Source organism: Methylobacter tundripaludum SV96, from assembly GCF_000190755.2.
In the GTDB taxonomy this organism is placed as follows: Bacteria; Pseudomonadota; Gammaproteobacteria; order Methylococcales; family Methylomonadaceae; genus Methylobacter_A; species Methylobacter_A tundripaludum.
Genome location: NZ_JH109153.1, coordinates 227,555 through 247,749, shown reverse-complemented (window position 1 = coordinate 247,749; position 20,195 = coordinate 227,555). Strand labels below are relative to the sequence as shown.

19 protein-coding genes and 1 riboswitch are annotated in these 20,195 nt (G+C 48.2%); of the genes, 10 read left to right on the top strand and 9 right to left on the bottom strand.

Features of this window, described 5'->3' with window-relative positions; all coding sequences use genetic code 11:
• Positions 1 to 15: 15 nt before the first annotated feature.
• Entirely contained in the window at positions 16 to 279 is a 264-nt protein-coding gene (locus tag METTU_RS14155) for a type II toxin-antitoxin system Phd/YefM family antitoxin (RefSeq protein WP_006892418.1), read from the top strand.
• 6 nt (positions 280 to 285) lie between these two features.
• A complete protein-coding gene (locus tag METTU_RS14150; RefSeq protein ID WP_006892417.1) occupies positions 286 to 720 on the top strand; it encodes a putative type II toxin-antitoxin system PemK/MazF family toxin in 435 nt (144 codons plus the stop codon).
• 37 nt (positions 721 to 757) lie between these two features.
• On the opposite strand, the gene METTU_RS22585 is transcribed toward METTU_RS14150, so the two are convergent.
• Both METTU_RS22585 and METTU_RS24985 read right to left on the bottom strand, forming a co-directional pair.
• Positions 758 to 1,096 (bottom strand): BrnA antitoxin family protein, encoded by a 339-nt coding sequence (locus METTU_RS22585; protein ID WP_006892416.1) that lies wholly within the window; start codon positions 1,094 to 1,096, stop codon positions 758 to 760.
• Positions 1,062 to 1,265: a BrnT family toxin gene (locus tag METTU_RS24985; RefSeq protein ID WP_367301508.1), complete on the bottom strand. Its 204-nt coding sequence runs from the start codon at positions 1,263 to 1,265 to the stop codon at positions 1,062 to 1,064. Before METTU_RS24985 ends, METTU_RS22585 begins: the two co-directional genes overlap by 35 nt.
• 271 nt (positions 1,266 to 1,536) lie before the next feature.
• On the opposite strand from METTU_RS24985, the gene METTU_RS22575 reads away from it, so the two are divergent.
• The 3 genes from METTU_RS22575 (at position 1,537) to METTU_RS14130 (ending at position 4,375) form a co-directional block, all read left to right on the top strand.
• The gene (locus METTU_RS22575) at positions 1,537 to 3,735 is read left to right on the top strand and encodes a tetratricopeptide repeat protein (RefSeq protein ID WP_006892415.1); all 2,199 of its coding nucleotides are present in this window, start codon (positions 1,537 to 1,539) and stop codon (positions 3,733 to 3,735) included.
• A gap of 161 nt (positions 3,736 to 3,896) precedes the next feature.
• Positions 3,897 to 4,031, top strand: a complete 135-nt coding sequence (locus METTU_RS24555) for a BrnT family toxin (protein WP_254257971.1) — start codon at positions 3,897 to 3,899, stop codon at positions 4,029 to 4,031.
• Positions 4,032 to 4,144: 113 nt separating this feature from the next.
• A complete protein-coding gene (locus METTU_RS14130; protein ID WP_006892414.1) occupies positions 4,145 to 4,375 on the top strand; it encodes a BrnA antitoxin family protein in 231 nt (76 codons plus the stop codon).
• A gap of 634 nt (positions 4,376 to 5,009) precedes the next feature.
• Positions 5,010 to 5,086: riboswitch (cyclic di-GMP riboswitch) on the bottom strand.
• Positions 5,087 to 5,203: 117 nt separating this feature from the next.
• Here the strand turns inward: METTU_RS14130 and METTU_RS23270 are convergent.
• The 7 genes from METTU_RS23270 to glnA all read right to left on the bottom strand — a co-directional run bounded on the left by METTU_RS23270 (position 5,204) and on the right by glnA (position 14,533).
• Positions 5,204 to 5,383: a hypothetical protein gene (locus METTU_RS23270; protein WP_150107857.1), complete on the bottom strand. Its 180-nt coding sequence runs from the start codon at positions 5,381 to 5,383 to the stop codon at positions 5,204 to 5,206.
• A 54-nt stretch (positions 5,384 to 5,437) separates the two neighbouring features.
• Complete coding sequence (locus METTU_RS14125; protein WP_254258071.1) at positions 5,438 to 8,188, bottom strand: class I adenylate cyclase; 2,751 nt, start codon at positions 8,186 to 8,188, stop codon at positions 5,438 to 5,440.
• A 363-nt stretch (positions 8,189 to 8,551) separates the two neighbouring features.
• Positions 8,552 to 8,755 carry a (2Fe-2S)-binding protein gene (locus METTU_RS14120; RefSeq protein WP_006892412.1) on the bottom strand — a complete coding sequence of 68 codons (204 nt, stop codon included), beginning with the start codon at positions 8,753 to 8,755 and terminating at the stop codon, positions 8,552 to 8,554.
• 144 nt (positions 8,756 to 8,899) lie between these two features.
• Entirely contained in the window at positions 8,900 to 10,444 is a 1,545-nt protein-coding gene (locus tag METTU_RS14115) for a hydroxymethylglutaryl-CoA lyase-like TIM-barrel protein (protein ID WP_006892411.1), read from the bottom strand.
• Between the two features lie 294 nt (positions 10,445 to 10,738).
• Positions 10,739 to 11,350 carry a 3-isopropylmalate dehydratase small subunit gene (gene leuD, locus METTU_RS14110; RefSeq protein WP_006892410.1) on the bottom strand — a complete coding sequence of 204 codons (612 nt, stop codon included), beginning with the start codon at positions 11,348 to 11,350 and terminating at the stop codon, positions 10,739 to 10,741.
• Between the two features lie 15 nt (positions 11,351 to 11,365).
• Positions 11,366 to 12,763: a 3-isopropylmalate dehydratase large subunit gene (gene leuC / locus METTU_RS14105; protein ID WP_040581172.1), complete on the bottom strand. Its 1,398-nt coding sequence runs from the start codon at positions 12,761 to 12,763 to the stop codon at positions 11,366 to 11,368.
• A gap of 360 nt (positions 12,764 to 13,123) precedes the next feature.
• On the bottom strand, positions 13,124 to 14,533 hold the full coding sequence (glnA, locus tag METTU_RS14100; RefSeq protein WP_006892408.1) for a glutamate--ammonia ligase: 1,410 nt from the start codon (positions 14,531 to 14,533) through the stop codon (positions 13,124 to 13,126).
• 421 nt (positions 14,534 to 14,954) lie between these two features.
• Here glnA and METTU_RS14095 point away from each other — a divergent pair, with 421 nt between their 5' ends.
• The 5 genes from METTU_RS14095 (at position 14,955) to METTU_RS14075 (ending at position 20,158) form a co-directional block, all read left to right on the top strand.
• On the top strand, positions 14,955 to 16,319 hold the full coding sequence (locus tag METTU_RS14095; protein ID WP_006892407.1) for a porin: 1,365 nt from the start codon (positions 14,955 to 14,957) through the stop codon (positions 16,317 to 16,319).
• Between the two features lie 230 nt (positions 16,320 to 16,549).
• Complete coding sequence (glnK, locus tag METTU_RS14090; protein WP_006892406.1) at positions 16,550 to 16,888, top strand: P-II family nitrogen regulator; 339 nt, start codon at positions 16,550 to 16,552, stop codon at positions 16,886 to 16,888.
• Between the two features lie 15 nt (positions 16,889 to 16,903).
• The gene (locus METTU_RS14085; RefSeq protein ID WP_006892405.1) at positions 16,904 to 18,301 is read left to right on the top strand and encodes an ammonium transporter; all 1,398 of its coding nucleotides are present in this window, start codon (positions 16,904 to 16,906) and stop codon (positions 18,299 to 18,301) included.
• A 207-nt stretch (positions 18,302 to 18,508) separates the two neighbouring features.
• Positions 18,509 to 18,847 (top strand): P-II family nitrogen regulator, encoded by a 339-nt coding sequence (gene glnK / locus METTU_RS14080; protein ID WP_006892404.1) that lies wholly within the window; start codon positions 18,509 to 18,511, stop codon positions 18,845 to 18,847.
• Positions 18,848 to 18,862: 15 nt separating this feature from the next.
• Positions 18,863 to 20,158 carry an ammonium transporter gene (locus METTU_RS14075; RefSeq protein ID WP_006892403.1) on the top strand — a complete coding sequence of 432 codons (1,296 nt, stop codon included), beginning with the start codon at positions 18,863 to 18,865 and terminating at the stop codon, positions 20,156 to 20,158.
• Positions 20,159 to 20,195: the final 37 nt, after the last annotated feature.

Genomic DNA, 20,195 nt, shown 5'->3' with positions numbered 1-20,195 from the left:
CATTTGAGGTGAGTCATGCAAGAAATTCCAGCAACCAAATTCGTCAAAAATTTCGGGCAATACAAAGAGCAAGTTCAACGGGAAGCCATAGCGATTACAAGTCATGGGCGGACGAGCGGCTATTTCGTTTCCGAACATGACTATAATGAATATTTGCTACTCAAAGCCCAGTCACGACATTCTTATCATATAAGTGAACTACCGGAACAAACTGTTAGCGCAATTGCTACCGCACAAATGGACTCGGCACACGATCATCTGAATGCCTTGATGGATTAACCCAATATGGCGCTACCGGAACCGGAATGTGGGCTTGTTATTTCCTATTCATATTTATGGCGGAATGAATACCAAGCAGGAAAAAACGAGGGTTTAAAAAATCGACCCTGTGCCATTATTCTGGTAGTCAAAAATGACAACGATAGCCGGACAGTCACCGTTGCGCCTATCACGCATACTCCTCCCATTAATCAGGCTGTCGTCATTGAAATTCCGCCTAAGGTAAAAAAGCATCTCGGGCTGGATGGCGAACGGTCGTGGATTGTCCTTGATGAATTCAATGAATTTTTATGGCCGGGCTATGATTTACGGCCTATATCTGGAAAAACTGGAACTTACGATTATGGATTTTTACCGCCCGTTTTGTTCAAGCAAATTGTCGGCAAAATTATTGAGCTTCGTCAAAAAGGCTTAAGTAAAACTTCGCGAGACTACAGGTAAGGGGGCAAGAGGGCTGGGGGAGGACATTTGGCAGCAATCAAGCCCGATGCAACTCTTCCCGTATCACCTCTCGCAATGCCTCTTTTACGCTATCAACCTCCAATGCCCGGCGCAATGTGTCATTAATGAGCGTCTGGTATCCGCGTCCGCCTGCTTTAGCCTTGTATGCCTGAACCACTGCTTCATCCAGCATAATAGTAATACGCTGTTTGCCTAAATCCAGTCCCGGCAATACCTCGGCCAATGGTCGCAGTTCTGTGAATTCCTCAGAGGTTAATTCTGGGCTATCCTCATCAGGGACGTCAGCCAAAGGCGCGGCATTCACCGCCGCCCAGTCTATATTAGAGGGCTTGGTTTTCAAATTTCGTTTGCTCACGACGATTCGCCTTTCTAAAAGAAATAATATGGATACAGTCATCGGCAGGCGTACAAAATACCACTACCACTACCATTAATCGCCCGTCTATTGTGTTATAGCCGATAAAACGCCGCTCAGAGTAGGTCTTGTGGGTATCTTCGCGTACCAGTATTCCGCGGTTAAACAACAATCTTGCCGTCAACAGCAGCAGTCCGCGTTCACGGATATTGGTTTCGCTTTATGTGGGTTGCAGGTGAAGTCCATAGATTACACTTTACATATGAAAATATGCATTTACAACCGATAGACTACAACTTTGGCGGCTGATGTTTGGTGCAAGCTTACGTCCATGTTAAGCTTCACAGCCCTAAAAACTAATACATTTTCAGGCTGAACAGGACAAGCCTGCCTCATCCGGCCTTATTTAACAACGCACAACCAACCTTGAGACTCCTTATATGGCAAGCAATCCGCCCCCGCCGCCCTCAAAACACACCGCCATTGCCTCGTGGGTATTTGGTTCGATATTGCTGCTATTTTATCTGGGCTTGTTTATTTTCGGCCCTGATGAATTGCCGGAATTCAAGCATAAAATGTTGGCGATAGTTTCAGCTTTATTATGCGCCTTGTTTACGTTATTTTGGGTCGGTTCTCTCAATGTCACCGTGCAAGCCAAAAGCAAATGGTCGAAGATAGCCATACAAAGCGGCGGCGGGGCAGCGGCTTTTGTACTGGTTTTATGGTGGTGGAATAACCCGGATTATGCACCGGTCAAAAGCGTTCAGGCAACCTCGCAAACGGTCACGTTAGTAACAGCTACCAACGGCACCATCAATCAAATCAGCGGCAATCAGACCAATTATTATGGCGGATCGCCAGAGCTGCTCGTTGAAATAAAAAAGTCAGGTGTTACCGAGTCCGCCCTGCAAAACTTTTTTGAAATCCTCAAAGAACAAAACATAAAGCCCGAAGATTACGACCATACCCTACGCCAAATTGCCGATCGTTATCAAAACAACGTAAAAGAACTGGCCAGCTTTCAATCGGAAGATCCTGAAGTAAAAGCCTTATTGGGCCAAGCTGAACAGGCTTTAAAGCAAGGCGAATTTGTTCAGGCGGAAGCCTTACTCAACCAAGCAAAAAGTACAGATTTGGCGGCGGCAAAAAAACTGCAAGACACGGCGGCTAAACGCTTGTTATCCGCAGCGGAAGCCACCGTGCAAAATGGCGAGTTACAATTGACGCAAATACATTATGTCCAAGCCGCCCAGTATTACCGGGAAGCTGCAAGCATAGTGCCGCCAGAGTTTGCTGAAAAAGTAGCCTATTATTTGAACCAGGCGGGAGAGGCTTGGTATTCTGCAGGCAAGTATTCGGAAGCCGAACCTTTGCTCCAACGCAGTCTGGCGATTCGGGAGAAAGCCTTGGGTGAAGAGCATCCTGATGTCGCCACCAGTTTAAACAATTTGGCGGTGCTTTATAAGGTGCAAGACAAGTACATCGAGGCCGAACCTTTGTATCAACGCAGTTTGGCTATTTTGGAAAAAGCTTTGGGCGAGGACCGTCCCGATTTTGCCGTCAGTTTAAACAATTTGGCACTGCTTTATGATGATCAAGGTAAGTACGCCGAAGCCGAACCCTTATTCCAGCGCAGTTTGGCGATTTTGGAAAAAAACTTGGGTAAAGATCATCCTGATGTTGCCACGAGCTTAAACAATTTGGCACTATTTTATGATGAGCAAGGCAAGTACACCGAAGCCGAACCCTTATTCCAACGCAGTTTGGTGATTAGGGAAAAAGCCTTGGGCAAAGATCATCCTGAGGTTGCTCAAAGTTTAAACAATTTGGCAGTACTTTATGATAACCAAGGTAAGTACGCCGAAGCCGAACCCTTGTATCAACGCGGATTGGCGATTGCTGAAAAAACCTTGGGCAAAGATCATCCTTATGTTGCCCAAAGTTTAAACAATTTAGCAGCGCTTTATGATACCCAGGGCAAGTACACCGAAGCCGAACTTTTGTACCAACGCAACTTGGCAACTCGGGAAGAAGCCTTGGGCGAGGGCCATCCTGATGTTGCTACGAGTTTAAACAATTTGGCGGAGCTTTATCGAATCCAAAGTAAGTACACCGAAGCCGAACCCTTGTACCAACGCAGTTTGGCGATTAGGGAGAAAGCCTTGGGTGAGGACCATTCTGATGTCGCCACCAGTTTAAACAATTTGGCACTGCTTTATGATGATCAAGGTAAGTACGCCGAAGCCGAACCCTTATTCCAGCGCAGTTTGGCGATTTTGGAAAAAAACTTGGGTAAAGATCATCCTGATGTTGCCACGAGCTTAAACAATTTGGCACTATTTTATGATGAGCAAGGCAAGTACATCGAAGCCGAACCCTTGTACCAACGCAGTTTGGCGATTTTGGAAAAAGCTTTGGGCAAGGACCATCCAACCACCAAAACTGGAAGAAACAATTTACAGCTACTGCAAGCACATCTTCATGGGCAGCTCCAAGTGCGGGTCAAAACCATACTCCCCAATAACCAAGCTGGACAGTTGGGTATACTGGCAGGCGATATTTTAACCCACTACAATAATAAATCGATATTGGCTATGGACGCGTTTATCTACGGACGCAGCATTGGAGTCAGTCACTAACCCCGTGTAACAACTCAAGGTGTTACACAGCGGCAAGAAATTGGTTTTTAACGTGCAGTCCGGAAAATTGGGCGCGGAACAGCAAGAGCAGGCCATGTAAGATCAGCATCGGTCACACGATATACTGGCTTAACTATCTTTATTGTTACTACAATAAAGCAATGTTAGTCGACTTCGGCCCGGCTAAAAACGTTAAGAACATCATGGAACGCAGTTTGAGCTTTGAACGTGCGGTGGAATTTGATTTTTTGTCGGCAACTTTCCTGATTGACGAGCGGCAGGATTATGGCGAATAGCACAAAATCGCTATCGGTTATCTGAATGGACGGTTACATTTGCTTTGTGCAAATTCCTGACGGCATCCGCGTCGTGAGCTTCTGCAAGGCCAGCAGTAGAGAGACGCGTAAATATGAAAAACCAATCACCCTTAACTGACGCGGACGGCGAAGTACGAGAGCTTACCGAAGAAGATTTTAAAAACGCCGTGCCGTTTTCCGCCTTGCCTGAATCGTTACAAACCGCACTACGAGGCTTAAAAGGACGTGGTAAGCAACAGTCGCCCACCAAGGTATCCACCACGGTGCGTTTTGACCGCGATGTGCTGGACGCATTCCGCGCCACGGCTGGCAAAAGCGGATAAATGACGCGCTGAAGGAGTGGCTTAAAGATCATGCCACAGGATAAAAAAAACTCTGATTGAATCATCCGGCAAAGCTGCAAGGCGGATTCGGCGCGGGGCAATCCACCAATCACCCAAAGTAGGCGCTTTAGTCGACGCGCAACGCCAATTACAGACTGTCGCAGCAGCAGATGAACCCTTTGATTGCGCCATCCATGGCTTCTCGGCAACTGCTCCTGCGTTGCTCTACCTCCTGCATCCGTGCAGTCGTGGATCCCGGCATTCCCTGCCGGGATGACTAGCGCCGTAGTGTGGATTTGCGTTAGCAATTCGCCAATCACCAAAAGTAGGCGCTTTAGGCGACGCACAACGCCGTCGCTGTTGTGCGGTAGATAGCCTTGTCGGCGATCCACCCTACAGTGCTAAAAGCAAGGCACTTCACCTCGGAAGTGTAAATACCCTCAATAAAATCAGCGATAAGAAGACAAGCCCGTTTAAAGTTGAGAACATGATACGGGCAGAACGAAAAAAAATATTTCTGTATAACATAGTTAGTGCCCTCTTGAAGTGATCGCCAGCCTTGGCCTGTGAATGTTTTCCTCTTTGCCAAAAACAAAAAAGCCGAACTACCTCGCGTGACTTTTTTGTAGTCACCTTCGGCAGTCCGGCTTTCCGTTAATAGGATCCGCGACTTTCTGCTCCTGTCTTTCGGCAGGATTGGCTTTATCGTGTGATGGAAGTGTGCGTCAGGATTTGATAAATATATATTGATACAACTACTTAAAGTATTTTTACGTAGAGTGTTTCGGGCGTAATTTGGTAGGGTGAAATGCGCACCTTTTACGAATATCAGTCGAAAAGGGAAGGGCGATGCAAAATACCACAATCAGCTGTATATTCGGCAAGCAATTCCAATATTAAAGCATCACAAGCCCCGCGCTCTGGATATCCGTCCAGATTGTCGCCGCCATCATTATTAACAAGCTTCATAATCTGCCCTTTAGTTGTTCGCCACGGTGACAAATTCATTCTGTATCCATGCAGCGAGAATGGGCTCTACCAAGCTATAGAGGCAGCAGAGCATTAAACATTAAATTTATCTTCAATTTTTTGTTTGTAGTTTAAATAATGAATGGTTTGTAATTGCGCAGGGGTGCTGATCCGAAATGCAGTAAGGGGTAAGTCTATATCTGTAATATGAACTGGGTAATTACTTTTGGCGCTCCGGAATTGAAGTATGTGTTGATAAGCCGCATAAAAGACTTTATTGCCGTAATCTAGCGAAGAAAATTCTTTTTCGTTACAGTAGATTGTATAGATAATGCCATCATCGGTGTCTTCTCCTGTGATGCGCAGGCTTAACTCTTGATTTAAAGATGCTCTATTCAGTTGCACAGGATTACAGGAAAAGATGTCGTCAGAACTTTTTTCGATTTCGTAATATTCAATAACCGCCATATTTTCAAGCAGAGTGCGGCTGATAATTGACTCTAAAAAGGTGGCGTAGTGTTTTAGTAGATGGCTAATGCTTGCCTTGGTATGCTGTTGGGTGTAGAAAGATCCTTTTTCATCAATAATATAGACGCTGATGTTCGTCTTATCATCATAATAAAAAAGCTGGATCACTTGCGGCTTATTCATGGAGTAGATAAGACGGATAGGTGTGTCTTCGAGGACAGCTTGGTCAAAATGAATAGAGCTGAACTGCTTCTGAGGGCGGCTTATTTCGTCTAACAACAGTTGTTCAGTTGTCAGCATTTTGTAGCTTAGGGTTTTATTTACAGATTGGAAGACATAAAACGACGTTCCGCCCGGCAAAATGTAGCGGGGTGATTGATTTTGTTGCGGCGTGGAAAAAAGCTTAACCAAGATGCTAAATATGACTTCAACGCGAAAAATAATGTCTCTAGCCCGATTCGGCATGTGACAGACAAACTTCACGCTTTTCAAAGACAGCGGTTTTGGGGTGTTGTTAATGATGTCCGTCAAGCACTTAAACAGTCCATCCAGGCCATCCTCATGGCTGGTTGTAATCTCGCTCCAGCTGGATAATGAAATACTGCTTATTGTTTGAATGAAACACTGCCGGTCTATGCCGTAACTCAACGGGTCGGAGCGCCGCTCACTCATAACGCATAGGCGCTCGTTATCCGTGATTCCCATGTTGATAAGAATCATTGAATGCAGCGGGGTCTTTTGGGTTTGGTAGACATCCAGCGGGGCGTCGAAAGTAAAGTTATGGCTTAAAAAAAGGCTGATCTGCCTCAAAATTGAACGTAACTCTGAATCCGGAATTTTAAGGGAATGTGAGCTGAAATTGATTAGCAGGTGTTTGTGATAGAGGCCGTTGATGACCAACCAGCAAAGCGTTTCTATTAAAGTCCGGCTTTTTTGTACGGGCTCAAAATCTGTAGCCGTAGTCATCTGCACGTATTTTAGATATAAAGCCCAGCCATTGGTTTTGGCAGCCGGGTTGTTTTCTACGATGGATAATGCACTTTCCTTTGAATGAACTTCGGAATGCGTAGTAATGATTTCAATCTTACCCGGTTTTTTTTCTAAAAATGAATGGAGCTTTCTGCCTATCAGTTTCTGGTTATTGTTATTTTCCTGATTTTGGAGCGCATGGTCTTTGGTAAATCCCAGGATCATGCGGTAACTGTGGGTCAATTGCCGCACAATAATGGCATGTTCCGCTGTTGCTTTTTGTATAGTCCATGATCGAATTTGTTTAAGCTCATCAATAGTCGATGCAGGCCATTTCCAAGATCTAGCAATCTGTTGGATATAGCGTTCTCTGGAGACACGGGTCGCGGCATCCAGAGTGGTGTCGGGTGGTCCCATGACCTTTAAATAAAAACTTTGGCGAGCGAACGCTAAGCTTTCTTGACTAGGGGCATGTTGCAAATATTTTTCGACTTTCGTGTAAATGAGTAAATACGGGTCGAGGTCGGCGGTCATAAAGCTGCCCTGATAAACGGCATTTTTTATGTCTTGGCATAGCCATTCGGTCTTAGGGTATTCGCTGGCATAGCTCTCTATTAATAACAGGTTCAATAGCGACGTGTGCGGTGAATGCAGCGTCTTATAAAGGCGCCAAAGGGTTGCGCCGGTAAATTCGTCGGCCGGGACAGCTTCCAAACCGCCAAAATCGATGAGCTCATGCTCGGGGATGAAGCGATTGGTTATGAGATGGTTTAAATAGTGTGTGTAATTGGCTTCTTCGTGAGGAGGAACCAGCCACCATGCAGGGCTTTTTCCCGCAATGTATATTGCGCTCCGGTAAAATTTTTCGAGCTGTAGGTAATGCTGGGTTTGACCGTTACTTTCAGTAGAAACAGGCGTGTTGTGACTGAAGCGAAATTGTTTGCTGTCAATGAGGGAAAAATGCACTTCGAGCTCTAACAATTCAGCCCAGCCCTCTATTGCGGAGGTCTTTTGTTGCAGCTCGTTAATGGCGTCGGGCGATAAGTCGGATTGATGGCATAACCAGATGTCCATATTGCTGGCTTCCGAAAATGCAATGCCACCGATACTGCTTATTAAAAAAAGTCCTTCAATAGGGTAACTGTGTGATGCCGCGCGGGTATAACTGAAATTCGACGCAAACTGCCTGGCGGTATTTAAGGTCTGGGTATCAGGATTGTATTCAGGTATCCCCGCTGGGGTCGTCGGGGAAATAAATCCCGGCAACATCGTAAAGTTGCTATGAAAAAGTAAAGGCAATAAGTCTAAAAATACGCGTTGTCGAGGATTCAGAGACTTTCGAACACTCTGTTCGCGAAGTTGACTCAGGCGCTTAAACCGATGCTTGATCGATTGAAGATCTTGCATGCTGATTTCTTCGCCGGGCGAACCTAAATGAATGGGGGGCTCTTGGTGTGATCTAGTCATGGTGATGTATAGTCTGTTTTATTGTGCTGCTTGGCTGGTGCGCAAGGTCTTAGGTTTTGAATCATGAGTAGATCATTGTCAGTACGTTTATTGCCTTCTCCTGCGCCGGAGAAGGCCGGGGAGACGACTGCATGGGCAGATATTTGCTCCTGTACATCCATGTGGATTATGCAGGCGCTACGTAGTAGTGTGTCTAGGCGATTTAAAAAAACCGACAATAATGTGAAAATACTATATCAAAGTCCTTCACAATATTGCTGAAAAATAAAAATGCGTAGGGTGCGCAACTCGCACCGTTTACGATTAGGCGCCATCATCAGCGATATTCTGGGCTAGCAATTCCAATATTGAAACATCGCAAGCGCCGCAGCCTGAACAAGCGCCGGTCATTCTGGATATTTTGTCCAGATTGTCGGCGCCATTATTAACAAGCGACTTAATTTGCCTTTTAGTTGTTCCGCTACAGTGGCAAATAACGTCGTTTTTATCCGGGTTAATATCGTTCATATCTAGAGTTTCTGTATTGCTTCGCATCCATGGCCGTAAAGCGGCTGCTTTGGCTGATTGACGGGACGCGTTAGAGCAGGAGGTGAAGCTGCTCTATAGTTCTAACGTAAAACGGTTGCCGCAAACATCTTGCGGCAATGATTTTCAAACCTGGCTTAAACCCAGTTCATGCAGTTGTATGTTGATGATTTTAAGCGCCGCCAACACTGCAGCAAAAACCTGGTTGGAATGCACGGCGCGGGTTTTGCGCAGTTCGCCATCGCAATTCCAGGTGATGACGCACTCGGTTAAGGCGCTGGTATGGCCGCCTTTGGGTATCCGTACTTCAAAATCGGCCAGTGCTGGCAGGGTGTAGTTATGTTGCGTCATCACTTTGTTGATGGCATCGACAAAGGCATCAAAGCCGCCGTTTCCGGAACCTGAGGCTACATGCGTCGTGCCCATTACTTTGATCCGCAAGCTGGCAGTCGATTCTAAATCGAGGCCGCTGGTGATCGAGCAGTTGAGCAGTTTGATATGCTGATAACTCTTGCTTTCCAGTACGTCGGCAATGATAAAGGGCAGGTCGTCGGTAGTGATGGTCTGTTTTGAGTCGCCGAGGCTGACGATCCGGGCCAGCACTTTTTTCTGGTTCTCTTCCGACAGGTCGAGTTCCAGCATTTCCAGGTTTTTTTTCAGCGACGCTTTGCCGCTCATCTTTCCCAGTGCGTAGCTTCGGGTGCGGGAGAATCGTTCCGGGCCCAATTTGGTTTTGTACAGTCCGCCTTTTTGGTCGCCGTCGGCATGGATTCCGGCGGTCTGGGTGAAAACATCGGCCCCGACGATCGGCGCATTGGCGGCGATGCGTTTGCCGGAAAAGTTTTCGACCATCGCGCTGATGCGGACGATATGGCTTTCATCGATAGACAGTTGCATGTTCATTTTGTCGCGCAACACCACCGCAACTTCAGCCATTGAGGCATTGCCTGCGCGTTCGCCCAGGCAGTTGATGGTGCAGTGGATGGCATTGACGCCGGCGCGAACTGCGGCCATCACGTTGGCGGTTGCCAGTCCGTAATCGTTGTGCGGGTGGAAATCGAATTGCAGCTTCGGGTAGCGTTTGCACATGTCGCTAAAGCTTGAGAATACTTCGTCAGGCGACAAGACGCCAAGGGTATCGGGCAGCATGAAATGACTGATGCCCGCGTTCTGCAAGTTGTCCATCAAACCGTAGACATAGTCCGGGTCGTCATGATAACCGTTCGACCAGTCTTCCAGGTAGACGTTGACTTTCAGGCCCTTTTCCAGCGCGTAACTGACGGTTTGCAGCACATCTTCGGTATGTTGGGCAAGCGTCTTGCCCAGCTGTACGCGGCAATGCTTTTCGCTGCCTTTGATTAGCAGGTTGATGACCTCGCCGCCGGTTTCCAGTATCCAGTCGACGCTGCGCGTGTGGTCGACAAAGCCCAGGACTTCTACGCGTCCGGCAAAACCTTCCTGTTTCGCCCACTCGTTAATGCTGGTGACCGCTTCTTTTTCGCCCTGAGAGACACGGGCGGAGGCGACCTCAATCCTGTCCACCCGTAGCGATTGCAGCAGGGCTTTGGCTATGCTGACTTTTTCCACGGGCGTGAAGGAAACGCCTTGGGTTTGTTCGCCATCACGCAAGGTGGTGTCCATCAGCTGGATGTGTCTTGAATCGGTGGACATGATTGTCGCCTGTGCTCTCAATGTAAGCGGATTAATTAACCACGAAGGCACGAAGAACGCGAAGAAAAACAAAGGTAAAAACTTCGTGTTCTCGGCAACTGCTCCATGCAGCCGTTCGTGTCTTCGTGGTGATATGCTTTAAGTCATGCAGGGGACGCACAGCGTTCCCTGCATGGCTGCGTTCTGTGTCTGGAGAAGGTTTATGTTTGACGCATTTGCCGATAAATTGCAATTAGCGGCGCAGCGCGCCTTGACTGCGTTCCCACGCAACGCGTGGGAACGCAGTCAAAAACCTTAAGCCCAAAGCCAAGGATAGTTTTTCTTGTGCTGCTGTTCATACTGTGTGATCTTGTCGACATGCTTTAAGGTCAAGCCGATGTCATCCAGTCCACTCAACAGATTGCTCTTGCGAAACGGGTCAATCTCAAAGCTAAAGCCATTGCCGCCGGGGGTAGTTACCTGCTGGTTTTCAAGATCGACGACAAAACGCACGCCTTCATTGACGGCAATCTCGGCCATCAATTTATCCAGCTGGTCTTTATTGACTTTGATCGCCAGGATGCCGTTTTTAAAACAGTTATTGTAGAAAATATCGGCATAGCTGGTGGAAATAATGGTGTTAAAACCATAATCGGCAATCGCCCACGGCGCGTGTTCGCGTGATGAGCCGCAACCGAAGTTGTCGCCAACCACCAGGACTTTAGCGCCTTTGAACGCAGGCTTGTTCAGCTCGAATTCGGGGTTATCGCTGCCGTCGTCATTAAAACGCCAATCGTGAAAAAGATGCGCGCCAAAGCCGCTACGTTCCACTCTTTTTAAGAACTGCTTGGGGATGATCTGGTCGGTATCGACATTGCTGCGGTTCATCAATGCCGCGATACTTTCATGTTTTTTGTACGGTTCCATAGTTCTTTCCGATCTTTAAAGTTTGCGAATATCGACAAAATGGCCAGCCGCCGCTGCGGCCGCTGCCATTGCAGGCGAAACCAGGTGCGTGCGTCCGCCTTTGCCCTGACGGCCTTCAAAATTGCGGTTCGAAGTCGAGGCGCAACGTTGACCTTTGGTCAATTCATCGCCATTCATCGCCAGACACATGGAGCATCCGGGCTCGCGCCATTCCCAGCCGGCATCGATAAAAATTTTATCCAAGCCCTCAGCTTCAGCCTGTTGCTTGACGTGATAAGAGCCGGGGACCGCAATCGCGGTGACGCCTTTGGCAACTTTGGTGCCTTTTGCCACTTCGGCGGCGACCCGAAAATCTTCGATGCGGCCGTTGGTGCAAGAACCGATAAAAACATAATCAACGGGAATATCGGTTATTTTGGTATTTGCGGTTAAACCCATATAGGCCAGCGCGCTTTCGCAGGCTTGACGTTTTATTTCGTCGGCAAAACTTTCCGGTGCAGGTACAACGCTGTCAACCCCTGCCACTTGTTCAGGAGACGTTCCCCAGGAAACTTGTGGTGCAATATCGGCCGCGTCCAGTGTGACGGTTGCATCAAACACCGCGCCTTCATCGCTGGGCAGAGTCTTCCAGTAAGCCAGCGCCTGATCCCAGTATTGACCGGATGGCGCAAACTCGCGTCCTTTAATGTACTCGTAAGTTTTTTCGTCTGGAGCGACCAATCCGGCTCTGGCTCCGGCTTCAATCGCCATGTTGCACAGCGTCATCCGGCCTTCCATCGACAGTTCCCTGATCGCCGAGCCGGTATATTCAATCACATAGCCGGTGCCGCCCGCGGTACCGATTTTTCCGGTAATCGCCAAGGCAATATCTTTTGCAGAAGCGAATTTGGATAACGTGCCATTAACCACGACCTGCATGGTTTTGGATTTTTTCTGCGGCAGCGTTTGGGTCGCCATCACATGCTCGACCTCGGACGTGCCGATGCCGAATGCCAGCGCGCCGAAAGCGCCATGCGTCGCGGTATGGCTGTCGCCGCAAACTACGACCATGCCGGGGTGAACGAAACCATGCTCAGGCACGACAACATGAATTACGCCGTTATTCGGGTCGGTCATGTCGTACAGCTTCAGGCCGTTCACGCGGCAGTTTTCAGCCATAGTTTCGATCTGCTTTTTAGCAATAGGATCGGCGATGGGCAGATTGCGGTTTTTGGTCGGTACGCAGTGATCCATGGTGGCAAGAATGCTGTGCGGATTGCGCACCTTGCGACCGGACAAACGCAGGCCTTCAAAAGCCTGTGGGCTGGTGACTTCATGCATCAAATGCCGATCAACATAAAGCAAGGGAGCTTGTCCAGCCTCGTCAACGACAAGGTGGCTGTCCCAGATTTTTTCGTACATGGTCTTTTTCATGGCGTATTCCAAAGCTTGCATACCGGCTCTACATTGAGCGTATGACGAGTTACAGGGTCAATCAAAAGCATAATAAAGCTATGCATAGCCGCATATTATCCTCTAAAAGAGACATTGTTTGCAATTTGGTAGAAATACTCCCGTATCGGAGGGTATTTATAAAGGGCGGGGGTATAAAAAATCAAGCCGTCTTTGGGGGGGAGGGCGATTAGCAATCGCTCCTTGTTTGTTCACGCATCTTGCCGATCGTCAATATAAAAACAGGCCGGCTTGGATCGGTTTCCGTAAACAAAAAAAACGCCCCAGTGAGGGGCGTTTTTGTGCAAGCTGTAAGGGGTGACTGTTAAGTCGCCCGACTTCTTACAAGCTGTAGTACATATCGTATTCTGCTGGGTGTGTGCTCATACGAATGCGAGTCACTTCTTCCATTTTCAGATCGATGTAGCCGTCAATTGCGTCGTCAGTGAAAACACCGCCGCGTGTCAAGAATTCACGGTCACTGTCCAGAGCGTCCAGCGCTTGGTCGAAAGAGTGGCAAACTTGCGGGATGTTTTTTGCTTCTTCTGCTGGTAAGTCGTACAAATCTTTATCCATAGCATCGCCAGGATGGATTTTGTTTTGAATGCCGTCCAGACCTGCCATCAACATTGCTGAGAATGCCAGATAAGGGTTTGCAGTGGAGTCAGGGAAGCGAACTTCGATACGACGACCTTTTGGGTTGTTAACAAAAGGAATACGGATAGAAGCTGAACGGTTACGTGCGGAGTAAGCCAGCATAACAGGGGCTTCAAAGCCTGGAACCAGACGTTTGTAGCTGTTGGTTGAAGCGTTGGTGAAAGCGTTCAACGCTTTAGCGTGTTTGATGATACCGCCGATGTAATACAGCGCTGTTTCAGACAGGCCGCCGTACAGGTCGCCAGTGAACAAGTTAACGCCGCCTTTAGCCAAAGATTGGTGAACGTGCATACCGCTACCGTTGTCGCCTACCAGAGGTTTAGGCATAAAAGTCGCTGTTTTGCCGTATGCGTGGGCGATGTTGGCGACGACATATTTCAATTCCAGAACTTCGTCAGCTTTTTTAACCAGTGTGTTGAACTTCACGCCGATTTCGCATTGACCGGCTGTTGCAACTTCGTGATGGTGGACTTCAGTCGTTTGGCCCATTTCTTCCAGCGTCAAGCACATTGCAGAACGCATGTCTTGAAGTGAATCGACAGGAGGTACTGGGAAATAGCCGCCTTTAACGCCAGGACGGTGGCCGGTGTTGCCGTCTGGATAAACTTTTTCTGAGTTCCAGCCCGCTTCTTCTGAATCGACTTTGTAGAAAGAGCCGCTCATATCGGTGCCCCAACGGACATCGTCAAAGATGAAAAATTCGTTTTCAGGGCCGAAGAATGCAGTGTCTGCAATGCCGGTTGATTTTAAATAGGCTTCTGCGCGCTTGGCGATAGAGCGCGGGTCGCGTTCGTAACCTTGCATGTTGTTCGGCTCAATGATGTCGCAACGCAAGATTAATGTATTGTCATCAAAGAACGGATCCATAACCGCCGTAGAGGGATCAGGCATTAAAATCATGTCTGATTCGTTGATGCCTTTCCAGCCGGCAACGGAAGAACCGTCAAACATGTTGCCTTCTTCAAAGGTATCTTCGTCGATAGAATGAGCAGGGAATGTTACATGTTGCTCTTTACCACGGGTGTCACAAAAACGAAAATCGACGAACTTTACGTCGTTTTCTTTGATCAGTTTAAGTACTTTTGCTGCAGACATTTATTTCGTCTCCTGAGATGAGTTATGTGGGATCAGCATTTATGCCAAACGGCGTAACGATACCATTTTTTTTGATGCATTAGCCACTAAAAAAACGAGACGGAATAAACGGCGTTTTTAGAGCAGGAACGAGCGGACTGACTGGCGCCCAATTATGGTGCTCAAACAGTCTGGGTCGCCCAAAATCTGTGCGGATTATTTCTGCTCTGTTATGTTAAGCCCATGATTGACAGTGTGTTTCAGCTCATTGGTTTTTTTAGTAGGTGTTTTAACTTATTGAAAAACAATGAGATAAATCTAGTATGCTTGAAATTAGCGGTCTAAAAATACGTAATAAAAATGTAGTTGGCATTTTATTTGCTTGTGGTTGTTTAGGGGGCATTTTGCTTTGAGTTTAATCAATTCTTAAGGAATTTTAATTATGAAAAACCATTTAAACGATAAACGTTTTAGACTAAAGCCGGTGGCTTTGGGAATAGCGCTGGTTTCTGTTTTTGGTGTGGCGCAGGCGAAAAGTTTGACTGAGGCCAGTACTTTGCTCGAAACGGTAGGTGATCCCAACGAAAGCAAGTTCATGAAAGATATTGGATTGAAAATCGGTGGTTGGGCCAACGCCGGAATCACTTATAACGCGGCAAGCCCTGATAATAATTTCAATGGCCCGGTTACTTTCGGCGACCGTTCCGGTGAATTCCAGTTAAACCAATTGAATATATTCGCGCAACGCGCCGTGGCCGCAGAAGGCGATGCATGGGACTTCGGCGGACGCGTCGATGCGATGTTCGGTACGGATGCTATTTTTACCCAGGCTTACGGTGTCCCCGCACTTGACGTGAATACCGGCCTACCTTTGAACCGGAACCATTGGGATCTCAATATGCTCGGCAGTAATGACAATCGTTTTTACGATATTGCCCTGCCTCAAGCTTATGCAGAGCTCTATGCGCCTATCGGCAATGGATTGAATATCAAGGCCGGTCACTTTTATACGCCGATTGGCTATGAGACAGTTCCTGCGCCTGACAACTTTTTCTATACCCATGCTTACACCATGCAATATGGCGAACCGTTCACCCACACCGGCGTGATGGGCAATTATACGGTTGATAAAAACTGGGCGGTGATGGGCGGAGCCACCACCGGCAGCGCCACCGGCGGTTGGGATGGCGGCTTCGACAAACAACTGGGCAACTGGGGCGGCTTGGCAGGTGCTACCTGGACTAGCGATGACAAGGATACTTCAGCCAATATCAGCGGCACCTATGGCGCCACATCAGAGCACAGTAACCAGGCTTGGGGCCTGTACAGTATAGTGTTGAAGCATAACATCACGGCTAAAACGCATCTGGTTTTACAACATGATCATGGTTATGCCAACGGAGTCTTATTGAGCGGCGCGGCTAAAGATACCGAATGGTATGGCTTAAACACGCATTTAACCTATGACATCAAAGATAATCTGACTGCGGGTGTGCGGGCTGAATGGTTCCGCGATCAAAACGGTTTTAGAGTTTGCTCTCCTGCTCGTGTAAGTGCTGCATCCAACGGCGCAGGAAACAGTTATGCCATTGGCGGTCAAGCCAATAACAGTACGTGTAATGCTGCCAGCTACTATGCAGTCACGGCAGGGGTGAATTGGAAGCCGATGAAATGGTTGAATATTCGTCCGAACGTTCGTTATGACTGGGTTGATGGGAAAGTTGCCGCAGGCGGACAGTACCGGCCATTCGGCAATGCCAAGCAGGATCAATTCCTGTTCTCTACTGATTTCGCAGTCAACTTTTAATTATAGTTTGGTGGGAGACAGCTAAAGTAGGTGCCTTACGGGTGTTTGGACAGATTTTCTCCTCGGTAATTGCTCCTGCATTACTTTACTGCACGCCATCCGCGGCGTTATGTAATACCTGCTCCCCCTCGTTCATGAGGGGGAGCAGGAGCCGCGTAGCGGTGAGCCGAGGCAATGTCTCCCACTTAGGCTTTTGATCACTGGATATTGAATTTATACAAGAGGCTCAAATGAAACTGATAACTGCTGTTGTTAAACCCTTTAAGCTCGACGATGTTCGCGAGGCGCTTTCGGATATAGGGGTTTCCGGAGTAACCGTTACCGAAGTAAAAGGTTTTGGTCGTCAAAAAGGACATACCGAGCTTTATCGCGGCGCTGAATATGTGGTTGATTTTTTACCCAAGGCCAAAATTGAAGTGGCTGTGGCTGACAATATGCTGGAGCAGGCTGTAGAGGCGATTACCAAAGCGGCCAACACCAGCAAAATAGGTGACGGTAAAATTTTTGTAACCAATTTAGAGCAGGTTGTCCGGATTCGTACCGGAGAAACTGGCGAAGAAGCGCTTTAATATTAAGGGGGAACTATGAAACAACTTTTAACTACCTTTATCCTGTTCGCCTTGCTGGGTTATGCAGGATTCTCTTTTGCCGAAACTGCCGTTCCGGTTCCGCCCGCCGCCAACAAAGGCGATACCGCATGGATGATCGTCGCAACCGTGCTGGTTATCCTGATGGTCATTCCCGGATTGGCATTGTTTTACGGCGGCATGGTGCGCGCCAAGAACATGCTGTCCATGTTGATGCAAGTGTTTGTGATTTTCTCGATGATGGCCATATTGTGGGCGATTTACGGTTACAGTATCGCGTTTACCGAGGGTAACGCTTTCTTCGGCGGACTTAGCAAAATGTTCCTTAAAGGCATAACGCCTGACTCGCTTGCAGCCACTTTCAGTAAGGCTGTTTACGTGCCTGAGTATATTTACGTCGCATTCCAGTTGACTTTCGCGGCAATTACTCCGGCGCTGATTGTTGGAGCGTTCGCCGAGCGGGTTAAGTTTTCTGCGGTACTGTTGTTTATGTTCCTATGGTTCACATTCTCTTATTTGCCGATGGCGCACATGGTTTGGTATTGGACCGGTCCTGATGCTTATACTGATGCATCGGCGGCGGAAGCGGCTACTGCTACGGCTGGGTTTTTGTTCAAGAAAGGCGCGTTGGATTTCGCCGGCGGTACGGTCGTGCATATCAACGCCGGTATCGCGGGCTTAGTGGGCTGTTTGATGATAGGCAAGCGTATCGGTTACAAAAAGGAATCGCTTGCACCGCATAGCGTAACGATGACTATGATTGGCGCTTCCTTGTTATGGGTGGGCTGGTTTGGTTTTAACGTCGGTTCCAACCTGGAAGCCAATGGTCTTGCCGCTTTAGTCTTTGTCAATACGTTACTGGCCAGCGCGGCGGCTACTCTTGCATGGGTTGGTGCCGAATGGCTGTTGCGAGGTAAACCCAGCATGTTGGGCGGAGCTTCCGGCGCTGTTGCAGGTCTTGTTGCTATTACGCCTGCCTGTGGTTGGGCAGGACCTATGGGCGCTATTATGCTAGGTCTAGTCGCCGGTGCAGTTTGTTTCTGGGCGGTTACCATGCTGAAAGGTGCGCTGGGTTATGATGACTCTCTGGATGCTTTCGGTGTCCACGGTATTGGCGGAATTATCGGTGCGTTGGGTACCGGCATCGTTGCGAGTCCGTCGCTGGGCGGAACCGGCGTTTGGGATTATGTTGCCAACGGCGTAGCTGAATACAGCATGATCGGTCAAGTCACGAGTCAGGCATGGGGCGTGGGCGTCTGTATCATCTGGTCCAGTGTCGTATCCTTTATTGCTTACAAGATCGTGGATATGGTGATCGGACTTCGGGTTAGTGAAGAGGTCGAGCGTGAAGGGCTTGATGTTTCCGAGCATGGCGAAACGGCGTATCACAGTTGATTTAATGGTGAACTTTCCTTAAAGGTAAGTCTTTTCGGGAGAACGGGCGCGCAATGCGCCCGTTTTTGCGTTTTAAGAAAAGCAACAATGTAGAAAAAACACGTCAGTCCTTGTTTTTAAAAGGTCTATTAATTGTATGTTGATTAATAATTCACTATGATTGCTGCCGATGTTACCAACACTTTTGCTATCTAATTGAGAGAGAACATGAAATTAATAACAGCGATCATTAAACCATTCAAAATGGATGATGTCAGAGAAGCATTATCCGAAATTGGCGTTGCGGGCGTTACCGCAACAGAAGTAAAAGGCTTCGGCCGTCAGAAAGGTCACACCGAGTTATACAGGGGGGCCGAGTATGTAGTCGATTTTCTACCTAAAGTTAAACTGGAAATCGCTGTCGCTGATGATGTGCTGGACAAGGCCGTTGAAACTATCGTTAATGCGGCCAATACCGGAAAAATCGGCGATGGAAAAATATTTGTATCCAATTTGGAACAGGTTATTCGAATTAGAACGGGTGAGACCGGAGAGGATGCCATTTAGGCGCAAGGAAAAAAGATGTTGTTAAACATAATAAATAGAAGGCTGTTTTTAGGCCTCTTGCTGTTACCCGATCTTGCTTTTGCGGATCAATTAAACCAAGCCAATACGGCTTGGGTCTTAACATCGACGGCCCTGGTTTTGTTTATGACAATACCGGGATTGTCGTTATTTTATGCCGGATTGGTTAGAAGCAAAAACGTGCTGTCGGTATTAATGCAGTGCTTTGCGATTACCTGTCTGGTTTCGATTTTGTGGCTGGCCGGCGTTTACAGTTTTATATTCGCCGACGGCGGAGAGTTGCAAAAACTGATCGGCGGCGCTTCTAAAGTGTTCCTGCCGGGCATCGGCGTGGAGTCATTGAAAGGCGACATTCCCGAAACAGTCTTCTTCATGTTTCAGATGACCTTTGCCATTATTACCCCGGCGTTGATCGTCGGCGGTTTTGCCGAGCGGATGAAGTTTTCGGCGATGCTGTGGTTTAGCGGCTTATGGTTAATCGTGGTTTATCTGCCGATCTGTCACTGGATGTGGGGCGGCGGTTGGCTGGCCGATTTGGGCGCGATGGATTTTGCCGGCGGTATCGTCATCCACGTTAATGCCGGTGTTGCGGCGTTGGTTTCCGCGTTGGTATTGGGCAAAAGAAAAGGGTTTCCCAACACTGCGATGCCGCCGCACAACATGACCATGGTGGTGACCGGCGCAGGCATGTTGTGGGTCGGCTGGTTCGGGTTTAATGCAGGCAGCGCATTGACCGCAGACGGGCACGCAGGCATGGCGATGCTGGTAACCCACATCGGCGCGGCTTCCGGCGCTTTAACCTGGATGTTTATAGAATGGAAGCGCTTTAGCAAACCCAGCGTATTGGGTATCGTTACCGGTATGGTTGCAGGATTGGGCACCATCACTCCGGCTTCCGGCTTTGTCGGACCTTTCGGCGCGCTGGTGATTGGCGTTACCGCCGGTGTCGTCTGTTTTTATGCGACCCAGTATGTAAAACGTATCCTGAAAATAGATGATTCTTTGGACGTGTTTTCCGTTCATGGCGTAGGCGGCGTGACCGGCTCATTGTTGACCGGCGTTTTCGCGGCAAGCAGTTTGGGCGGCCTCGGTTTGGCAGAGGGCGTTTCAATCATGGAGCAAGTCAGCGTTCAGGCCTTGGCGATTGTCGTTACGGCGGCCTGGAGTGGATTATTCAGTTTCCTGATTTTGAAATGTTTGGATAAATGGATAGGCTTGCGGGTCACTTCCGATGAAGAAGTGCAAGGTCTGGATACTGTCCTGCACGAAGAGACTGGATACCTTGATTTATAGGTTTGGTCGATAGCATCCTGAAAGGCGGTTCCTCAGT